At 64.8% G+C, this 19,540-nt stretch carries 16 protein-coding genes and 1 pseudogene; 6 read left to right on the forward strand and 11 right to left on the reverse strand.

Annotated elements, in window-relative coordinates:
- The first annotated feature begins 65 nt into the window (after positions 1-65).
- The 4 genes from F6B93_RS00195 to F6B93_RS00210 all read left to right on the forward strand — a co-directional run bounded on the left by F6B93_RS00195 (position 66) and on the right by F6B93_RS00210 (position 4,911).
- On the forward strand, positions 66-1,235 hold the full coding sequence (locus F6B93_RS00195) for a DUF5631 domain-containing protein (RefSeq protein ID WP_211697105.1): 1,170 nt from the start codon (positions 66-68) through the stop codon (positions 1,233-1,235).
- A 79-nt stretch (positions 1,236-1,314) separates the two neighbouring features.
- Positions 1,315-1,671: a DUF2710 family protein gene (locus F6B93_RS00200; RefSeq protein ID WP_425518575.1), complete on the forward strand. Its 357-nt coding sequence runs from the start codon at positions 1,315-1,317 to the stop codon at positions 1,669-1,671.
- Between the two features lie 880 nt (positions 1,672-2,551).
- Positions 2,552-3,661, forward strand: coding sequence for a PPE family protein (locus tag F6B93_RS00205; protein ID WP_425518576.1), 1,110 nt, complete (start codon positions 2,552-2,554; stop codon positions 3,659-3,661).
- Between the two features lie 80 nt (positions 3,662-3,741).
- Positions 3,742-4,911 (forward strand): PPE family protein, encoded by a 1,170-nt coding sequence (locus F6B93_RS00210; protein WP_211697107.1) that lies wholly within the window; start codon positions 3,742-3,744, stop codon positions 4,909-4,911.
- Positions 4,912-4,944: 33 nt separating this feature from the next.
- On the opposite strand, the gene F6B93_RS00215 is transcribed toward F6B93_RS00210, so the two are convergent.
- Both F6B93_RS00215 and F6B93_RS00220 read right to left on the reverse strand, forming a co-directional pair.
- Positions 4,945-5,718 (reverse strand): TIGR03084 family metal-binding protein, encoded by a 774-nt coding sequence (locus F6B93_RS00215; RefSeq protein ID WP_211697108.1) that lies wholly within the window; start codon positions 5,716-5,718, stop codon positions 4,945-4,947.
- A gap of 44 nt (positions 5,719-5,762) precedes the next feature.
- The gene (locus F6B93_RS00220) at positions 5,763-7,088 is read right to left on the reverse strand and encodes an MFS transporter (RefSeq protein ID WP_211697109.1); all 1,326 of its coding nucleotides are present in this window, start codon (positions 7,086-7,088) and stop codon (positions 5,763-5,765) included.
- Between the two features lie 104 nt (positions 7,089-7,192).
- On the opposite strand from F6B93_RS00220, the gene F6B93_RS00225 reads away from it, so the two are divergent.
- The gene (locus tag F6B93_RS00225) at positions 7,193-7,798 is read left to right on the forward strand and encodes a YqgE/AlgH family protein (protein WP_211697110.1); all 606 of its coding nucleotides are present in this window, start codon (positions 7,193-7,195) and stop codon (positions 7,796-7,798) included.
- An 80-nt stretch (positions 7,799-7,878) separates the two neighbouring features.
- Here the strand turns inward: F6B93_RS00225 and F6B93_RS00230 are convergent.
- Positions 7,879-8,223 (reverse strand): annotated as a pseudogene (locus tag F6B93_RS00230) (hypothetical protein); the annotation flags it as partial.
- Positions 8,224-8,262: 39 nt separating this feature from the next.
- Positions 8,263-9,297, reverse strand: coding sequence for an LpqN/LpqT family lipoprotein (locus tag F6B93_RS00235; RefSeq protein ID WP_211697111.1), 1,035 nt, complete (start codon positions 9,295-9,297; stop codon positions 8,263-8,265).
- 199 nt (positions 9,298-9,496) lie between these two features.
- Between F6B93_RS00235 and leuS the strand changes: the two genes are divergently transcribed.
- Entirely contained in the window at positions 9,497-12,412 is a 2,916-nt protein-coding gene (gene leuS / locus F6B93_RS00240; protein WP_211697112.1) for a leucine--tRNA ligase, read from the forward strand.
- 104 nt (positions 12,413-12,516) lie between these two features.
- Here the strand turns inward: leuS and F6B93_RS00245 are convergent, their stop codons facing one another.
- The 7 genes from F6B93_RS00245 to F6B93_RS00275 form a co-directional block, all read right to left on the reverse strand.
- Positions 12,517-13,020: a MarR family winged helix-turn-helix transcriptional regulator gene (locus tag F6B93_RS00245; RefSeq protein ID WP_211697113.1), complete on the reverse strand. Its 504-nt coding sequence runs from the start codon at positions 13,018-13,020 to the stop codon at positions 12,517-12,519.
- A gap of 62 nt (positions 13,021-13,082) precedes the next feature.
- Positions 13,083-13,826 carry an amino acid ABC transporter ATP-binding protein gene (locus F6B93_RS00250; protein WP_211697114.1) on the reverse strand — a complete coding sequence of 248 codons (744 nt, stop codon included), beginning with the start codon at positions 13,824-13,826 and terminating at the stop codon, positions 13,083-13,085.
- The gene (locus F6B93_RS00255; RefSeq protein ID WP_211697115.1) at positions 13,823-15,625 is read right to left on the reverse strand and encodes an ABC transporter substrate-binding protein/permease; all 1,803 of its coding nucleotides are present in this window, start codon (positions 15,623-15,625) and stop codon (positions 13,823-13,825) included. The genes F6B93_RS00250 and F6B93_RS00255 overlap by 4 nt, the downstream gene beginning before the upstream one ends.
- A 36-nt stretch (positions 15,626-15,661) precedes the next feature.
- On the reverse strand, positions 15,662-16,390 hold the full coding sequence (locus tag F6B93_RS00260) for a GntR family transcriptional regulator (RefSeq protein ID WP_211697116.1): 729 nt from the start codon (positions 16,388-16,390) through the stop codon (positions 15,662-15,664).
- A 196-nt stretch (positions 16,391-16,586) separates the two neighbouring features.
- The gene (locus F6B93_RS00265; RefSeq protein WP_425518577.1) at positions 16,587-17,492 is read right to left on the reverse strand and encodes an alpha/beta fold hydrolase; all 906 of its coding nucleotides are present in this window, start codon (positions 17,490-17,492) and stop codon (positions 16,587-16,589) included.
- A gap of 206 nt (positions 17,493-17,698) precedes the next feature.
- A complete protein-coding gene (locus tag F6B93_RS00270) occupies positions 17,699-18,805 on the reverse strand; it encodes an inositol-3-phosphate synthase (RefSeq protein WP_211697118.1) in 1,107 nt (368 codons plus the stop codon).
- A 72-nt stretch (positions 18,806-18,877) separates the two neighbouring features.
- Complete coding sequence (locus F6B93_RS00275) at positions 18,878-19,420, reverse strand: PadR family transcriptional regulator (RefSeq protein WP_211697119.1); 543 nt, start codon at positions 19,418-19,420, stop codon at positions 18,878-18,880.
- Positions 19,421-19,540 lie beyond the last annotated feature (120 nt).

Here is a 19,540-nt window from a genome sequence, read left to right on the forward strand (position 1 = left end):
GTGGTCGAGACGACCGTACAATTCATCGTCTGCACGGGCTACGCGAGTGCCGGTAGGCTTGGCGAGTGGCGATCTTCGGCCGAAGGACGGCGCGCCAACGCCTCCGAAGAGCGACGCGGGAATCTCTGGCGATTTCCCCATTCAGCTCTCCCATCGACTGCGCCCCGCGGGTAACGGCGGGGCTTTGGCCCGCCGAGCTATCGACTCCTACCGCCGAAAACAGCTTGCTCGCAACCGATCTCAAGGTTGACCTGGAAAAGATCACGAGTACGGCCAACGACAAGCTCAGGAGCATCAGGCACGCCGGAATGGCCGATTCGGCCCGGCAGGCATCCGAAGCCAGGGTGATCGACGAAGCCCGTGCGCTGGCTGTGCGGCGCGTCGAGGCGACGATCCGCCAGCTCAACCAGATGACATCGGATGTGACCACCGAAGAACCGTGCTCAGATATCAACCCAGATCGTGGCGGGTCGGACACGGACGAGACACGAGTTCAACCCGCCGTCAGCGCATTGCCGCAATCGGAGGAACCAGAATCGTCGGCGGCTGCGTCCTCCGATCCGGACCTCGAACGCTCCCCCGACGCGCCACCTGCTGGACCTGAAACGGAATTCGGCGACAGCCGGTTGCAGCGGCTGCTGACGTTCGTGGCCCGGCAGGAACCACGGTTGAGCTGGGCGGTCGCGGCCAACCCCGATAGCACTCCGGTGTTGGTTACCGATCTGGCCCACGGGTGGATACCCCCGGACATCGCGGTTCCCGAAGGTGTGCGGCTCCTGGAGCCCGAGCGGCGTGCCGGCAAGGTGTCCGCGCTCATCGGTGGCGCCGCGCCTTCGGTGACCTACCGTCCGGGTGATTCCTTGGGCTGGTTTGCGGATCGGGTTGCCCCGACAGCCTCGGTACGACCGCGCTCGTTGCCAATGGTCGAAGATCTTGGACGCGAACTTCAAGAAGCCACCCGCGCGCGCGAGGGCTTGCCACGGGCGGTGCACACGCTGGCGACGGCAGCCGCTGGCGGAACCCGCGTCATCGATGACGAAATCGACTTACTGCGGGTGTATCTCGATACCGCGCGGCACCAGGTCCTCGTGCAATATCCCGCGGTTGATCTGTCGCTGTTGCTTAACTGCATGCTGCTGGCAGCCACCCATGGCAGCGTCACCGGAGATTCGGTATCGGCTAATTATCATTTCGCTTGGTTCCAGAAACTCAATCCGTCGCCGGCCGGAAAGTGAGCTCCAGAATCTCCTGGCAGCGGCACGTTTTGCTGGCTGTGCATGAATTGACGCTGGTCGGAGGCGTGGACATACTGTCATAGTGTCGGGGTCGGGCAGTCGCGCGGAACTGAGCGACAGGGACGAACTGACCGACAGAAACCAACTGACCGACAAAGACCTCGTGGAATCGGTGCTGCGCGATCTGACCGAGGCAGCCGAGAAATGGGAAGAACTCGTCAACGAAGCCGAGGCCGTCACGTTCAGCGTGGACATGGGCGATATTCACGCAGTCGCAAATTCTGATGGTCGGTTACTCAGCTTGACGCTGCACCCGGGCGTGATGACCGGATATGCACCTGGGGAGCTGGCGGACAGATTGAACCTTGCGATTGCCGCGCTGCGCGAAGCGGCGGAGGCCGAGAACGAAGCGCGTTACGGCGGTCGCCTGCGCTGACATTGGCGCCGCGAACGTCGGGTATCCGTGCGCATGAAACAGGACCGTGTCGCGCCGGCAGCGCACCGGCGGCCCTCGTTGGTAACGGGCCGCGGTGTGGCGTGTATGAATGGGTTGGTTTCGAACCAGGTCGGTGTGCACTGTGATCGCCGCGCGCAAGGTAAGAGTGGGCTGACTGATCCCCATGGATTGAACCACAAGAAATGAGGGTCTTTCAGCCGCGTGGGGGCGCTCGGAGCGCAGTGGACCGTCGGCAGGTAGCCCGCGATGGAGCGGTCGCAGCGGTGGCCATTGTCGCGCGCTTTCGACGCATCGGCGCCTACACGGTCATGGGCCGCTGACCCGGGAACCGACGTCCAGACACTCGGCTCGGACGCACTAGAAAGCTACCTTGAGCAGCAAGAACATGGTTCTGAGGTTGCGCTCGGCGGTCTAGCTACTGGCCGACTTCGCAGCATCGCCGGGATCGATCGCCACGCATCTGCGTCGCGGGCGACGTCGACGTCGAGCTCCTTACGGCTTCGGTGATCTGCAGCACCATAGCAGGCCGCGTTGATCGCCACCCAACCTTGGGTTCACCTTGCGGGTTGCTGTGAGTCGATCTCAGCACGCGCGTTGGGGTCCCCCTTATCTTACGGTGACGTTGCTGTCAGATAAGCGCAACGTCCTCCCGTAACTACTCCACCGAAAGTGATTGGTGGAAAGTGGCTTTCCCAGGTCACTGCACTAGTCCCATTAGCGCGGCGTCGACGCCGGTGTCGAGCCACCAGCCCACCACTAGGCGGTATCGATGCCCCACGATGTCCCTGTCGACCAGGAGCCGGTCGTGTCGGAGATCGCTGCGTCGGTACAGGCTGGGCTCAACCTCGCGCCGCGTCTCATGCCGAATTTCGGGGCTTTGCCTCCCGAAATCAATTCGGGTCGCATGTACAGCGGCCCCGGAGCCGGGCCGATGATCGCCGCCGCCTCGGCGTGGGACAGCACCGCTGCAGAATTGTTCGCCGCAGCATCTGGTTACAGTTCGGTGATCTCGGAGCTCACCACCATGCGGTGGTCCGGGCCTTCGTCGGATGCGATGATCGCCGCGGTCGCGCCCTTCATCAGCTGGTTGAGCACCACCGCGGCGCTCGCCGATCAGGCAGGGATACAGGCAAAGGCGGCGGTGGCGGCCTACGAGGCGGCCTTTTCGATGACGGTGCCCCCACCGGTGGTCGCGGCCAACCGGAGTTTGTTGCTACTCCTCGTCTCGACGAACTGGCTGGGGCAAAACACCCCCGCGATCGCCGCAACCGAGTTCGAATACGCCGAGATGTGGGCTCAAGACACCACCGCGATGTTCGGCTACGCCAGCGCATCGGAGCACGCGGCGCTCTTGCCCCCGTTTGCAGCAGCGCCGAACACCGTCAACCCAGCCGGCCTCGCCTTACAGGCGAGCGGCGCTGCCACCGGAGCACACACCGGCGCTGGGTTAGCTGGGCTGGTCGGGCAACCCAGTCCTGCTATGGCGCTTCCGGGAATTTCATTGCTTGGGCAGCAACCCTGGGGCTGGTACTACGGCGTCGTTGACAACGTCGAGGGTCTGGTCTACGACGGGGCCGGCTACACGCTCAACGGTCTTCAGATCGCCGGTCGAACGGTGTGGAGAACTACGGGTTCTGACGCCGCTGCAGCGGGGTCAGCTGCCGGCGCGGCCCAAGCAGAGGTGTTGTCGGAGCTTCCATTGGAGGCCCCCGTACCAGTCGCGGCTGCGGCGACGGCCGCCAAGATCGGGCCCCTGTCGGTGCCGCCCCGTTGGTCTGCGGCGCCCTTCGTATCCCCAAGCGGGACGGCGGGAATGTCGGTTCACGAAGTTCGCGCCACCGAGGCGGGCGGGCTGTCGGGCGTACTGCAAGGCGCGCCGGCCAAAGGCAGGTCCCGCCTGGCCAGCCATGCCGGACGCCGATACGGATTACAACTCAAAGTAATGATGCGCCAGCCCTGTGGCGGGTAGCAAAAGGACACCGTGCGCAACGAAGCGCCAATGACGACCGAATACGAGAGCGGTCGCGACGAGATATGGAGTTAACCACGATGGATTTTGGGGTGCTGCCACCGGAGATCAACTCTGGACGGATGTACTGTGGCCCAGGCTCGGCGCCTATGGTCGCAGCCGCGTCCGGCTGGAACGGGCTTGCGGCAGAGCTCAACACCACCGCCGCCGGCTACGAGCGGGTAGTTACCGAGCTGCATTCCGAGCAATGGACGGGCGGGGCATCGACGTTGATGGTTGACGCGGTCGCACCCTATGTGGCTTGGATGAAAGTCACTGCGGCACAAGCCGAGCTCGCTTCCAGCCAGGCGAGAGCCGCGGTGGCCGCGTACGAGGCTGCAATCGCCGCCACGGTGCCCCCTCCGCTGATCGCCGCGAATCGCGCCGAGCTGGCGTTGTTGAACGCGCAAAACCTGTTCGGCCAATACACCGGCGCCATCGCGGCCCTCGAAGCCCAATATGAGCAAATGTGGGTCCAGGATGCTGTGGCGATGTACACCTATGCGGGTTCGTCCGCCACCGCGGCGGCCGTGACGCCGTTTGCCGCGCCGCCGCCCATCACAAGCCTTTCTCCCGCTGCCGGACAGTCCGTCGCAGCCGCAGTGGCTGCCACCACGTCGGCAGGTACTTCACAGCGCGCCTTGCTAGGGCTGATTTCTCAGTTACCGGCCAAACTGGCGCAACTGGCGTCACCGTCGTCGATGGCGGCGGCTGCTGCGGCCCCGCCCGCATCGGCACGATTGCTGTTCGTGGCCCGCTTGCCGTGGCCGCTAACGTCACTGGCATACAACACCGTTGGTTTGCCGTACTTCGGCATCGGCATGGGCAACAGCATGATCACGTCATCGGAGGCGCTGGGATTGGTCGGCCCCGAGGCCGCTGCGGTTGCCGAAGCGGCGCCGCCGGCCGCGGCTGAGGCAGCCGAAGCGGCGCTGGGTACGGCACCCGTAACCGCGGGCCTGGCCAACGCGACCTCGATCGGCAAGTTGTCGGTGCCGCCGACGTGGACGGAGATCGCCTCCGAGAGTCTGGCCCCGACAGCGGGTTCGGCTTCGGTGCCGCTGGCTAGCGCTATCGTCGATCAACCAGAGTCTGCTGGGGCGGGACATGTGTTGGGTGGCCTTCCGGCAGCCAGTTCAAGTGGGTCGGGTGCGGGTCCCCGGTACGGCATCCGGCCCACGGTGATGGCCAGGCCGCCCTTTGCTGGCTAACACGCCATTGTTCGCCTCGGGAGCCTCGCGCGCTCATCGCCCCGGGCCGGGTGGACCAGCGAATGCTTGAGCGATCTCCAACCAGCGCTGCGCGTCCTCCCCTACCGCCGTGATGTCGAGGGTGCCCAGCGCGCGCCGCTGAGTGACCAACAAGCAAAAGTCTTCAGCGGATCCGGTCACGCGCTGGGCCGCGTCGGACGGCCCCCAAGACCAGCTATCACCGCCAGGCCCGCGCAACTCAACCCGGAAAGGTTCGGGTGGTGGAGCTAGCTCGTTGACGAAGAATGCGTAGTCGCGGGTACGTACCCCGAGATGTGCGATCGACCGCAATCGGGTGGTGACAGGCCGGGTCGTGCCAAGGGCGTCCGCAACATCGAGTCCGTGAGCCCACGTCTCCATCAGCCGCGCGGTCGCCATTGACGCCGCGCTCATGGGTGGCCCGAACCACGGCAATTTGCGGCCCGCGGGCACTGCCTCCAGCTCGTCGTGGAGCCGCCCGCGGATACCCCGCCATTCGGTGAGCAGGTCGCGCGGCGGCCGTGCCGCCTGTTCGTCAGCGGCAGCGTCCACGAAGCCGGCAGCATTGGCCGCCGCGGCAGTCACCATCTCCGCGAAGGCGGCCTCGTCAGTGACCGCAACCAGAGCGACCCGATCGGTCCACAGCAGATGGCCGATCTGATGCGCGATGGTCCAGCCCGGCGCCGGAGTGGGGTCCGCCCATCGGCCGGCTGGAAGCGGCGCCACCAGCGCATCGAGGTCGTCGCTTTCGGCACGCAAGTCGGCCACGATCGGCCCTGAGTCCGCCATTATCGCCTCCTGAGGGGGCCTTCGAGTTAAGGCACATGTGTACCTTAACGAGGGTTCGCAGGCTGGCCACGGCGACCGACGATGCTATGCACAATCAGCCCCATGACATAGAGCACCGACCCGAACAACGCAAACACCGGTGCTCGACCGTCCGCGGGAATCAATGTCGCCGCGATCGTGATCGAGGCGATGTAGGAGACCCAGAACAGCGCGTCCTGTATGGCAAATACGTGTCCGCGCAACGCGTCGTCGACATCGATCTGCATGGCCGAGTCGGCGCAGAGCTTTACCACTTGCCCGGCCACACCGAGGAAAAACCCGCACACCACCATGACCGGTAGCAGCAGTCCGGCGCCGGCGACTTGAATGGCCGCCGCGGCCACCAGCGCACCATTCGCGGTCGCGTAGCGGCCCCAGCGGCGTATTGCGGCCGGTGTCAGCACGTTGGCCAAGAAGGCGCCGAGGCCGGTTGCGGCGAAGAACATGAGTGCAGTACCGAGCCCTCCGAACGCGGGCGCGGTCATGTGCTGCACCAACAACAGGACCAGTAGCGAGTTGATGCCGACCACCATCCGGTGTGCGGCCAGGCCGGCCAGGGCCGCAGCGACCGTCGGGAGCTGGACAACCGTGCGTACGCCATGCAGCCAGCCGGTGGTGACCGCATAGATGGCCGATCCGTGGATCGCGCGCTTGGTGTCGTCTGGTCCGAGTACGCGTGGGCCGAACCGCAGCGCGAGCACCAACGCGATCGATACCGGGACCGTCACGATGAAGATGATTGTGGAGGCGCCCTCGTCGCCGCTGCCCGCGAGCCAACGAGGCAACAACATGAAGTTGGCTCCCAGAAAGGCCGCGATCGCACCCGAGGCGATGGCCACCGAGTTCATCGTGACCACCTGCTCGCGCGGGACCACGTGCGGCAATGCCGCTGACAGGCCCGAGGCGACGAAGCGCGCCAAGCCATTGGCGAGCAGCGCTGCACACAACAGCGGTAGCTCACCAGCCGACAGCGCCAGAATTGTGCCGATGGCGACGATCAAGACCAGCCGGCCGATGTTGGCGCCGACAAGCACCCAACGCCGGTCCCACCGGTCCATCAACGCCCCAGCGAACGGCCCCAGCAGCGAGTAGGGCAAGAACAGCACGGTGAAGGCACCGGCAATGGCCATGGGGCCGGTGGCGTGGTCAGGGTTGAACAGGAGGGCTCCGGCGAGCCCCGCCTGGAAGAGGCCATCACCGAATTGACTTGCGATGCGCAGCTGCAGCAATCGTCGGAAGTCGGGCAAGTTGCGCACCGCCCGCCACACGTCGACGGGGGTGCGCACATGCGTCCGGGTTTGAATCACGAAACCCACTTCCACCATTGGCACCCACGTCGCTGGTCTGGGCGCTACCGCGCTAACAACACTACAAATATTCGTCGACCGTGCTTGTTTGCCCCGAGCGGTACGACAGCGGGTGCAATGATGTTCGGGTGGCCGCACACGAAGATCCCGAGGACCATGTCGCGCCGGCCGCGCAACGGGTGCGGGCGGGTACCTTACTGCTGGCCAATACCGATCTGCTGGAGCCGACCTTTCGCCGCAGCGTGATCTACATTGTCGAGCACAACGATGGCGGCACCCTGGGGGTGGTGCTCAACCGGCCGACGGAGACCGCCGTCTACAACGTGTTGCCGCATTGGGCCAAACTGGCGGCCAAACCGAAGACGATGTTCATCGGAGGCCCGGTGAAGCGCGATGCGGCCCTGTGCTTGGCGACGCTGCGGGTTGGCGCCGAACCCGAGGGTGTGCCCGGCCTGCGGCATGTGGCAGGCAGGGTGGTGATGGTGGATCTGGACGCCGGGCCGGAATCGATCGCAGCGGTGGTGGAAGGGGTGCGGATCTTCGCTGGGTATTCCGGCTGGACCGTAGGACAGCTCGAAGGCGAAATCGAGCGCGACGACTGGATTGTCCTGTCGGCGTTGCCATCTGATGTTCTGGTCGAGCCGCGAGCGGACCTGTGGGGGCAAGTGCTGCGGCGCCAGCCGTTGCCCATGTCGCTGCTTGCCACCCACCCGATCGACCTCAGCCGGAACTAGGAACCACGGCGTCCGCCCGCCCCTTCGGTTCCCGGCCCCCACGCCTCGTCAACGGGGCGATCGCGACCCGCTAACTGGGGGCAAGACAAGACGCAGGCCGCACAGTTGCCACCGCAGTCGGCGGCTTCGAGGGTTGCTGCCTCGCGCCGCAGCAGGTATCGCGCGATCTGCCACGAACCCGCGGCCAGGGTGCCGACCGCGCCGCAGATGCAGACGATGACCAGAACCAGAGCGGTGCGCGGGGGCGCGGCCAGCGCCGCCACTCCCCCGGCTGCCAGCACTATCGCAGCCGCGAGTTGGGTGGGGGCCATAGCGCGCCGCGTCAGCCCAGCGGGGTCGGTGGTGCGTGCCCGGGCAAGCGACCACAGACCGAAGCCGGCGGACGCGACCGCCACGCAGATGCACAACAGGCCCGCGATGAACACCCGGCCACCATACGGGTACGCCAACTAAGCCGTGGCGAATCAGCGCGACGGGACACCCGTGCCGACGCCCAGCGACGGATGACCAGGCGTCGGGTTGGTCAGCGGCAGCTGTGCTGGTGCCGGGCTCTGCACACTCCGCGGTGCGGGACGGCGATGGGGCTGGGGCAGCTGCCCGGGCAGCGCCGCGGGCGCCCGGTGCGGTGTCGCGGCACGCGGTTGCCCGGACGCCGACGGCGCGGCCACTCGGAATCCACTGATGATCGCGTTCGTGGCTGGTGCGTCAGCGATGGCCTGGGACAACGCCGTGGTCACCGACAACGACACCAGGTACTTGTCGGCGCCCGAGCTGGCGATCACATGGCGGCGGGAGGTGTTCAGTGTCATGTCATTCTCGCGGTACGTGCCCTCGATGATTGACGAGGGGAAGCGACCGAAATTGGCCAGCGAGGCGTTTGTCGTCTTCCATGCAAGCAATCTCCGGGCGTCGGCATACCCGTGCTTAATGGCCTCGGCGGAATCGAAGTCACCGACCAGCTTATACACCACCACCTGCGCATTCGATGTGTAGATGCTCTTGCCGCTCACCCGGTCCGCGATCACGGCGAACGCATCGGGCACGTTGGGGTCGGGCACCTGCGTCCAGCGCGGTGGCATCGGGAGACTGATGTCGAGGGCGGTGAATCCCTCCGGCCGCTGCGCTTCGAGGGTGACCTTGTTCTCATGCAGGTAGTCCCGAAGCGTCCCGGTGATTGGGGGCATCATTATGGGCATTGTCGGCGCTAAGGGGGCCCGGGCTGTGGATCTGGGCGCTCCGATCGGAACCGGCGATGCGACCGGTGCTGGCGCTCGGGCAGGGGCAGGAGCCGGTGCGAACCGGCTATTGACCGTCCCGGGAGCTACTGGGACGTATTGCATGGGCGGACCCGCTGTCTGCACCGGGACCGGAGCGGGAATCGGTGGCGCCGGCGGCAGCGGCTCCGCTGTGGCCTTCGCGCCCGCGAACAGTATGACGCCGAGGAAACCAGTGGCCATGCCCGCGGCGAACGCTCGCCACCTGGGTACGATCTGAATCATCTGCGTCGGTCCCTCCGAATGGTTTCGGGCACCGATGCCCGACCTCGAGGCTGAATGTAACCAGGGCCGAAAGGTGGCGAACAGGCTTGAAATAGAGCTGGGATGATCCTCTGATCGGTGTGCAACGCAACTGAGATCAACTCGTGGCCGGCGGCTGGGGCGCCAGACGTTGCAATGCTGCCCTTATACCCTATTGGGCGTGACTGACTCGCCAACCGCCACACCGGGCGGCCCACTCAGCGTCGACGGCGCTGATGCTGGCGCGCCCCGGTACCGCTACACCGCCGAACTTGCGGGAAGGCTGGAACGGACGTGGCAGGACAATTGGGCGCGGCTTGGGACGTTCAACGTGCCTAACCCTGTCGGGACCCTGGCCCCACCGGATGGCTCTGGCAACTCGCTGGAACCTGACTCGAAGCTCTTCGTGCAGGACATGTTCCCCTATCCGTCGGGGGAGGGCCTGCACGTCGGCCACCCGTTGGGCTACATCGCGACCGATGTGTATGCCCGCTATTTCCGGATGACCGGCCGCAATGTGCTGCACGCGTTGGGATTCGACTCCTTCGGATTGCCCGCCGAGCAGTATGCCGTGCAGACCGGCACCCATCCGCGCACCAGGACCGAAGCGAACGTCGCGAACTTTCGTCGGCAGTTGGACCGGCTGGGGTTCGGCCATGACAGCCGCCGGAGCTTCTCGACCACCGACGTCGAGTTCTACAAGTGGACGCAATGGATTTTTCTGCAGATCTACAACGCTTGGTTCGACACCGCGGCCAACAAAGCCCGCCGAATCTCCGAACTAGTCGCCGAATTCGATTGCGGTGCTAGAAGCCTCGACGACGGGCGCGAGTGGGGCCGGCTGTCGGCGGGGGAGCGGTCCGACGTCATCGACGGGTACCGGTTGGTCTACCGGGCCGACTCGATGGTGAACTGGTGTCCAGGGTTGGGCACGGTGCTGGCCAACGAAGAGGTCACCGCAGACGGCCGCAGCGACCGGGGCAACTTTCCGGTTTTCCGGAAGCGGTTGCGACAGTGGATGATGCGAATTACCGCCTATGCCGACCGGCTGCTCACCGACCTCGATGCGTTGGACTGGCCGGAAAAGGTCAAGACGATGCAGCGCAACTGGATCGGGCGATCCGCCGGAGCGCAGGCGTTGTTCTTCGCGACGGGTACCGGTGGTGACATCGTTGACATCGACGTATTCACTACCCGGCCGGACACCCTATTCGGCGCCACGTACTTGGTCATGGCACCCGAACACGATCTGGTCGACGGGCTGGTCGCTGCGGCTTGGCCGGACGGTGTCGACTCATCGTGGACATACGGCAGCGCCACACCGGCGGAGGCCGTCACCGCCTACCGCCACGCGATCGCTTCCAAGTCCGACCTGGAGCGCCAAGAGAGCAGGGAGAAGACCGGCGTCTTTTTGGGCAGCTACGCCATCAATCCGGCGAACGGTGAGCCCGTGCCGATTTTTATCGCCGACTATGTTCTGGCCGGGTACGGCACCGGCGCGGTCATGGCCGTGCCCGGCCATGACCAGCGGGACTGGGACTTCGCTCGAGAGTTCGGGCTGCCGATCGTCGAAGTCATTGCTGGCGGCGATATTTCAGAGGGCGCGTACAGCGGCGACGGTGTGCTGGTCAACTCGGGTTACCTCACCGGCATGAGCGTGCCAGCCGCCAAAGAGGCCATCACCGAACGGTTGGAGGCCGACGGTCGTGGCCGGGCTCGTATCGAATTCAAGCTACGCGACTGGCTTTTCGCGCGGCAGCGCTATTGGGGCGAACCATTCCCGATCGTCTACGACCGCGATGGGCGCCCGCACGCGCTTGATGAAACAGCATTGCCGGTCGAACTGCCCGATGTACCCGACTACTCGCCGGTGCTGTTCGACCCCGACGACGCCGACACCGAGCCGTCGCCCCCACTGGCCAAAGCGACCGAGTGGGTGCACGTCGAGTTGGATCTCGGTGATGGCTTGCAGCCCTACACTCGGGATACCAACGTGATGCCGCAGTGGGCCGGAAGCTCCTGGTACGAACTGCGCTATACCGATCCAGATAATTCAGAACGCCTGTGTGCCAAGGAAAACGAAGCCTATTGGATGGGCCCGCGGCCGGCTGAGCACGGCCCGGACGACCCCGGTGGTGTCGACCTATACGTGGGTGGCGCTGAACACGCCGTGTTGCACCTGCTTTATTCGCGCTTCTGGCACAAGGTCCTCTACGACCTGGGGCATGTCAGCTCGCGCGAGCCGTATCGCAAACTGATCAATCAGGGCTATATTCAGGCGTTCGCCTATACCGATGCGCGTGGTTCTTACGTGCCGGCTGAGGAGGTGGTCGAGCGAAACGGCAGCTTTGTTTATCCGGGGCCCGATGGGGAGATCGAGGTATTCCAGGAGTTCGGCAAAATCGGCAAGAGTCTTAAGAATTCGGTGGCGCCCGACGAGATTTGCGACGCCTACGGCGCCGACACGTTGCGCGTGTACGAAATGTCGATGGGCCCGCTGGAGGCATCACGGCCATGGGCCACCAAGGATGTCGTTGGCGCGTACCGCTTCCTGCAGAGGGTGTGGCGGCTGGTGGTCGACGAGGCCACCGGCGAATCACGGGTGATCGACGACGCAGGTCAGCTGGATCCCGCAACTCTTCGAGCGTTGCATCGGACCATAGCTGGAGTGTCCGAAGACTATGCGGCACTGCGAAATAACACGGCCACCGCCAAGCTGATCGAGTACACCAACCATCTCACCAAGCAGCACCGCGACGCGGTGCCCCGGGCAGCGGTCGAACCGCTGGTGCTGATGCTCGCGCCGCTGGCTCCGCACCTGGCTGAGGAGCTGTGGCTGCGCCTAGGGCACACCACCCCGCTGGCACACGGCCCCTTTCCAGTGGCCGACCCCGGCTATCTCGTCGACGAGACCGTCGAATACCCGGTGCAAGTCAACGGCAAAGTGCGTAGCCGGGTGGTGGTGGCCGCAGATGCGGACGCCGACACCCTGAAAGCGGCCGCGCTGGCCGACGACAAAGTGCAAGCGTTCCTGGGTGGGTCCGCTCCGCGCAAAGTCATCGTGGTGCCGGGCCGACTGGTCAACTTCGTTATCTAGGCGCCGCCTCGTCGACGTCCGAGCTCTTTTCGCCGGTGGCTGGGGCGCTGAGGGCGGTCGGGAAGGCCTAGGCTGCAACCAATTTCGTTAGCAGCCAGCCGGATTCATGCTCGATTTGGTGCGGGGGAGGCGGCCGCAGTGGTGTCTGCCGGTTCGCCCGAAGCGAGCCGCTGCAGCGGTGCCAATGCCGTCATGAGGATGTCCAAGTCCGATCCCGGGAGTTGACTGAGCATCGCGGCCAGTGCGGCGTGCCGGTTCGCTAGCGACTCGCTGTGAACGGCCCGCCCCTGTGGTGTGATGTCGACCAGCACGGCGCGTAGGTCCGACGGATCACGGGAGCGTTTCACGAGCCCGATCTTCTCCAACCGGCGGATCGCCACGGTGGTCGTGGGGGTGCGGACTCGTTCGTGAGCGGCCAGGTCCGTCATTCTGATGGGTCCCTGATCGAGCAGGGTAACCAGAATTGACAGCTGCGCCAGTGTCAACTCGCCAGCCACGACGCCGTTGGGGTCCCCGCGGCGGAGGATCGCAAAGAGTTTGGCCAGCGCGCGGTGCAGCCCCTCCGCCAGCTCCGTCACTTCCGGGGCGGTGAATTCGCTGTGGGCCATAAGTCGGCAGTCTAACCCGACATCAGCGCGACGAACCACGATATCGGACCTGTCTTGTCCCGCTACAGCACTTGAGACAGGAACCGCTGCAATCTCTCGGTCTGTGCAGCATCGAAAATTTGCTCGGGTGAGCCTGATTCCACCACCTTGCCGCGATCCATGAAGATAACAGCATCCGATGCCGAGCGGGCGAAACCCATTTCGTGGGTAACCACCAACATGGTCATTCCGTCGGCGCCGAGATCGGCAATCAGCGCCAGGATGTCTTTGACCATCTCGGGATCGAGCGCCGATGTCGCCTCGTCGAAGAACATCACCTGTGGGGCCATCGCCAGTGCGCGGGCAATCGCCACGCGCTGCTGCTGGCCGCCCGAGAGCGTTGCGGGGCGGTTGTCAGCTTTGTGCTTCAGGCCAACTCGGTCCAGGTGAGCTAAAGCCAGGTCGCGGGCCTCGTCGGTGGGTAGTCGGCGCAACTTGCGTGGTGCTAGCGCGACGTTGTCGAGCACACTGCGGTGGGGGAACAGATTGAAGTGTTGGAATACCATGCCGATGCGCTGACGTAGCCCGTCGGGGTCATCACCCAGCACCGAACGGCCGTCCAACAGGATGTCGCCGCTATCCGGCTCGTAGAGCCGGTTCAGGGTGCGTAACAACGTCGATTTTCCCGAGCCTGATGGGCCGATCACCGCTGCGGTGCTGCCCGCGGGCACTTGGATGTCGACGCCCCGTAGCACCGCGCTCCCGCCGAGGACCTTGTGAATACTCTTGCCCGCCAAGGAAACAGGCTCACGTCCAGTGACCGTCATGTGATTTCCTGGCCGCGTGTCGCTAGGGTGTCCGGACGCTCTTCCGGCTCCGATGTGGCACGGCCGCGGCGAAGTCGTCGGTCGATGTAGTTCACCAAATGTGTTAGTGGGACAGTCAATATCAGGTAGAAGACACCTGCGGCCACCAGCGGCGACAGGCTACCGGTTTGCGCGTTGAGGTCGCGGCCCACCTGAAACAGTTCTCGCTGTTTGGCCACCAGCCCCAGGAAATACACCAGCGCCGAAGCTTTCAGTAGTGCGATGAATTGGTTGACCAATGCCGGCAACACCCGCCGGATCCCCTGCGGGACCACCACCAGCCGCATCGCGGCCGAGTAGCTGAAGCCCAGCGCGCGCGATGCTTCGAGCTGGCCGGGATCCACACTTTGGATACCCGAGCGCAGAATCTCGCCAACGTAGGCAGCGGCCATCAATCCCAACGCGGCAATGCCCAGGGGATAGGGGTTGTTGTTGGTCAGCCCGGCCACCAACGGCCCGACGCCGAGCCCGATGATCAGAATGATCACCACCTCGGGCAGGCCGCGGAAGATATCGGTGTACACCCGGGCTGGCCAGCGCAGCCAGCGCTTGCCGGAGATTCCCGCGATCGCGAGCATCATGCCCAACCCCAGGCCGATGACGCTGGCGCTGACCGACAGGATCAACGTGTTCGGTAGCCCGGTGGTGAACAGCGCCGGGATGGCCCGCCGATACATGTCCCAGTTGAAAAAGGAGTCGCGCAGATGCGCGAGTGTGGACCTGGGTTCGGTCGGTCCCGCCGCCTTGTGGTGATGCTGGGCGGCAATCACGGCGAAGTCCGGCAGGTGTGGAGTCAGCGCGGACCTGGACCCGGGCTTCCAACCCCACGGCAAGCTCCGCGGAACCCAGTCGGTGTACAGCTGTGACCAGGTGCCGTCGGCGATGACGGCGTCCAGCCCCGAGTTAAGGGCATCGACCAGTGGCTGGTTGTCCTTGGCGACGGCATAGCCCACGAAGTCGCCAACGCTGATCGCGTTGGCGACCGCGACGGCTGGGTCGCCTGGCCGCATCACGGTCTGTGCCTGGTGGGCCGGGGCCACCCAGGCGTCGATCTGGCGGGTTTTCAAATTGGCATAGACGGTGTTGAAGTCGGGATACTTCACCGGTTGCAGATGCAGGGTATCGACGACATACGACTCCGCTACCGTGCCGAGCACGACGCCGATGCGTTGCCCGGCCGCGAGATCTCCGAATCCGGTGATGGGGGAGCCGGGCGGCACCACGAGCGTGTGGTAGCCGAAGTCGTAGCCGTTGGTGAACGCGACGGTGCGTCGCCGCGCGGCGGTAGCTTTGAGCGACGATGAGCCCACGTCGAAACGCCGCGATGCCACTTGGGCCAGCAGCCCCGAGAAGTCAGTGCCGACGAAGCGCACCTTGAGGCCCAACTTGTCGGCGATGGCGCGCAGCAGTTCGTTATCGAAGCCGGTGAATCGCCCGGTGGAGTTGATGCAGGTGTTGGGCGGGCCATCGGACAGGGTGCCGACCGTCAGGACGCCTGGTGTGCCCAACCCCAATGCGTCGACGTTGACCGCGCTCAATGGCTCGACAGTCGCCGTCGTCTCGGTGTCTTCTTCCCCGCCGATGGCGGCTGCCGCGGACTCCGAGAGGTCCTCGGGCAGGGCGGTCGCGCTCTCCACACCGGCCGGCGCGCACTGATTGCGGTCCGCAGCCGCGGGCGGCGCCAGCGACAGCGCGGACGCCAATCCGCACACGACCAGGATCGTCGCGACAATCCCGGACAGCTTTAAGCGGCGCCTCATTCCCGCCACCGTATCGATCAACCGGCGGCGTGGCCGTTAAGGAACCGGCGACGACTGCGTGTCAAGTGGCGATGGGACCTCAGCCTGCTGCGCTCCTGGGGAACCGGTCTCGGCTGCGACGAACACCCTGCGCCGGACCAGCTCGGCGACCATGTTCTGGGCCATCAGCTGGGCACGGCCCAAACAGGCAGCTTGAGCGGCTTGCGGGTCACGTCGATGGATCGCCGCGTGCTCGTCTTCGTAGAACGGCAGCATGTCGTTGCGGGCGCACTGATAGGTCGAACTGAACACCCGCGGGATCAGATTCCGCGAGGCGATGATGGTGGCGTGCAGCCGAGGCCCCGCGTACTCATCGTTGATCGTGCTTCGGTACTCCCACGCGATGTCGGCGAAGGTCCGCGATTCCTTCGAGGCGCGCATCGATCGCATGAGTGCATCCAGTTGCCCGAGAATCCGCGGTGTGGGGTTGGCGGCTGCGCGCGCGGAGGCGATGCCGTTGAGGACACCGTCGAGTTCGTGATGCTCGCTGACGCTAGATTCGTCGAATCGCTCGATGAACGCGCCCCGGTGGTAGCGAGTCGCCACGATCCCGTCGTGTTCGAGTTGGATCAGTGCTTCTTGGATTGGGACCCGGCTGATCCCCAGACCCTGTGCGATTTCGTTACGGTCGACGCGATCGCCGCTGCGCAGTTTGCCGGCCAACATCAGGTTGATGATGTGAGAAACGACCTGGTCTTTTTCCTTGAATCCGTACTTTTTCGGCATCCGTTGTGAATCTCTTTCCGCCCCGCTGCGCCATCAGCTCGCAAGTTTCTCATGACTCGACACCTACGCTCAGATGTTTCGCGCGCGTTTAGGTGTTTCGCGCACGTTCAAGTGTTAGCGCATAACGTGAGCAAACGCGAACTGGCGGGCCTTGGAGAGTGCCGCGTCGGTACTGCGGCGCCGCGCATAACCCGACTCAGCGTAGGTGAATCACTCCGCGGATGATGTCGATCAGCCTGCGCGGCTGATCGCTCTGGACGGAGTGACCCGAATTCTCGACGACGTGAGCGCCACGGAAATTCGTTGCCCGCCTGCCGAGTTCTGTGGTGTCGTCATCGGTGACGAAGCCCGATGCGCCGCCGCGCACGAGCGTGATGGGTGCGGACATCGTATCGACGTCATCCCATAGACCCGCGAAATCGGGAAAGGTACGGATGGCGTCGTATCGCCACGTCCAATTGCCGTTGTCGAGCCGGCGAGAGTTGTGGAACACGCCGCGGCGGAGCGCAGTCACCTCGCGATGCGGGGCTGCGGCGATCGTCAGGTCGAGCATCGCCTGAAAGCTGGGGAACTCGCGCTCGCCGTGCATCAGTGCCACGGTGCCGCGCTGTTCGGCGGTCAATTCGGCGTGGCGCTGCAATGCCGACGGAGTGACGTCGATCAGGACGAGTTCGTCCACCAGCTGGGGCGCCAATGCGGCTAGCCGAATCGCGGTCAATCCGCCCAGCGACATGCCGACGACGAATTCGGCCTGGGGCGCCAGCTCGCGCAACACCGGTGCCAGGGTGTCGGCGTTGTGTTGCGGCGAATAATCGCCGTCCGCACGCCAGGCAGAATGGCCGTGCCCGGGGAGGTCCACGGCCAGCGCTGGTTCCCCCAGTCCGAGGACCACCGTGTCCCAGGTGTGCGCGTTCTGCCCGCCGCCATGCAGGAAAACCACCCGTGGGGCCGCGCCGCCCCAGCGTAGTGCGCTAATTCTGTTCTCGTCGCTACCCCGTTCGACCCGCTCGATCTCGGGCAGCGGACCCGTCACGCCCGCTTGCTCAGCGTTTTCTGTCAGCAGGTCGAACTCGGAGATGCCGGTCAATTCGTCGTCAGAGATCTCGGCCACGATCTTTGACACTACGAACCGCACCGAACCTGCGAAAGGAGGGTGGAGTACGCCGCCTTGCGGCGTGCATCGTCGCTCGGCCCGGGTTGATGGTTCGGCTCCTCAACACGCCACTTTGCGGCGTGCATCGTCGCTCGGCTTGGCTGGATGGTTCGGCTCCTCAGCACGCCGCCTTGCGGCGTGCATCGTCGCTCGAACTAGCCCGCGATGATGAACTCTTCGAGCTGGGTCCGCGCAACGTCGTCGGCCAACTGTTCCGGCGGGCTCTTCATCAGGTAAGCCGAGGCCGGGACCACGGGTCCGCCGACGCCGCGGTCTTTGGCAATCTTGGCTGCGCGCACCGCATCGATGATGACACCGGCCGAGTTCGGCGAGTCCCACACCTCAAGTTTGTACTCGAGGTTGAGGGGCACGTCGCCGAAGGCACGGCCTTCCAAGCGGACGTAAGCCCACTTGCGGTCATCGAGCCAGCCGACGTGGTCGGACGGACCGATGTGGACGTCGTTGGAGTTGAACTCGCGGTGGACGTTGGAGGTCACGGCCTGGGTCTTGGAAATCTTCTTCGATTCCAGCCGTTCCCGCTCGAGCATGTTGAGAAAGTCCATGTTGCCGCCCACGTTGAGCTGCATGGTGCGGTCCAACTGGACGCCACGGTCCTCGAACAGCTTGGCCATCACGCGGTGGGTGATGGTCGCGCCGACCTGGCTCTTGATGTCGTCACCGACGATCGGCACCCCGGCGTCGGTGAACTTCTTGGCCCATACCGGGTCGGACGCGATGAACACCGGTAACGCGTTCACGAACGCGACGCCAGCGTCGATGGCGCATTGGGCGTAGAACTTGTCGGCCTCTTCGGAGCCCACCGGCAGGTAGGAGACCAGCACATCCACCTCGGCGTCCTTGAGCGCCTGGACCACGTCGACAGGCTCCGTATCGGACAACTCGATCGTGTCGGCGTAGTACTTGCCGATACCGTCGAGCGTGGGGCCGCGCTGCACGACCACGTTGGTGGGTGCCACGTCGGCGATCTTGATCGTGTTGTTCTCCGAGGCGAAGATCGCGTCCGACAGGTCGAAGCCCACCTTCTTGGCGTCCACGTCGAATGCCGCCACGAACTTGACGTCGCGGACGTGGTACGGGCCGAACCGCACGTGCATCAATCCAGGCACCGACGACGTGTCATCGGCGTTCTGGTAGTACTCGACGCCCTGAACCAGCGAGGACGCGCAGTTCCCGACGCCGACGATAGCGACTCGAACCTCGGTCGACGCCTCCGGCGTCCGAAGGGACTTGTGCTCACTCATTTGGGCGTTTCTCCTAACCTCATAGCCTCTGGGTGTATTCGGTGCTCGGTTGGGACTTTGGTGTGCAGGGGTTCATGTCTGTTCGGCGTGATTGGGTGCTGCCCGTTCCGCGGCGATGAGCTCGTTGAGCCACTTGACTTCGCGTTCGCTGGACTCGAGTCCGAGCTGATGCAGTTGTCGGGTGTAGCGGTCAAACGAACTGCTGGCCCGGGCCACGGCCTCACGTAGACCTTCGCGCCGTTCCTCAACTTGGCGGCGGCGTCCTTCCAGGATGCGCATCCGTGCTTCCGCCGGGGTGCGGTTGAAAAACGCCAGGTGTACCCCGAACCCGTCGTCGGTGTAGTTGCTTGGGCCGGTGTCGGCCACAAGCTCGCCGAATCGCCGACGGCCGGCGTCGGTGAGTTGGTAGACGCGCCGGGCGCGTCGCACCGGGGTGCCCGCGGGGGCGGCGTTCTCGGCGATCAACCCTTCGGCCTGCATGCGTCGCAACGCCGGGTAGAGCGAACCGTACGAGAATGCGCGGAATGCGCCGAGTAGGCCCGTCAACCTCTTGCGCAACTCATAGCCGTGCATGGGTGATTCGATCAGAAGACCCAGGATGGCAAGCTCCAGCATCGACACACCTCCTTTGCCTGGCTGGTTACGTTGGTTAGCTACGACGACCCGACGCCTCGCGAAATAGTATCGTTTCGATATATTTGCCACAACACCATCTGGTGTTAGTGCGCTGTTCGT

This window comes from Mycobacterium spongiae, assembly GCF_018278905.1.
Lineage (GTDB): Bacteria > Actinomycetota > Actinomycetes > Mycobacteriales > Mycobacteriaceae > Mycobacterium > Mycobacterium spongiae.

Bases quoted from the DNA above. Each gene is read 5' to 3' on its own strand.
- F6B93_RS00205 (WP_425518576.1), top strand. From the start codon at position 2,552: ATGCCGAATTTCGGGGCTTTGCCTCCCGAAATCAATTCGGGTCGCATG.
- F6B93_RS00210 (WP_211697107.1), top strand. From the start codon at position 3,742: ATGGATTTTGGGGTGCTGCCACCGGAGATCAACTCTGGACGGATGTAC.
- F6B93_RS00215 (WP_211697108.1), bottom strand. From the start codon at position 5,718: ATGGCGGACTCAGGGCCGATCGTGGCCGACTTGCGTGCCGAAAGCGAC.
- F6B93_RS00235 (WP_211697111.1), bottom strand. From the start codon at position 9,297: ATGATTCAGATCGTACCCAGGTGGCGAGCGTTCGCCGCGGGCATGGCC.
- F6B93_RS00245 (WP_211697113.1), bottom strand. From the start codon at position 13,020: ATGGCCCACAGCGAATTCACCGCCCCGGAAGTGACGGAGCTGGCGGAG.
- F6B93_RS00250 (WP_211697114.1), bottom strand. From the start codon at position 13,826: ATGACGGTCACTGGACGTGAGCCTGTTTCCTTGGCGGGCAAGAGTATT.
- F6B93_RS00255 (WP_211697115.1), bottom strand. From the start codon at position 15,625: ATGAGGCGCCGCTTAAAGCTGTCCGGGATTGTCGCGACGATCCTGGTC.
- F6B93_RS00260 (WP_211697116.1), bottom strand. From the start codon at position 16,390: ATGCCGAAAAAGTACGGATTCAAGGAAAAAGACCAGGTCGTTTCTCAC.
- F6B93_RS00270 (WP_211697118.1), bottom strand. From the start codon at position 18,805: ATGAGTGAGCACAAGTCCCTTCGGACGCCGGAGGCGTCGACCGAGGTT.
- F6B93_RS00275 (WP_211697119.1), bottom strand. From the start codon at position 19,420: ATGCTGGAGCTTGCCATCCTGGGTCTTCTGATCGAATCACCCATGCAC.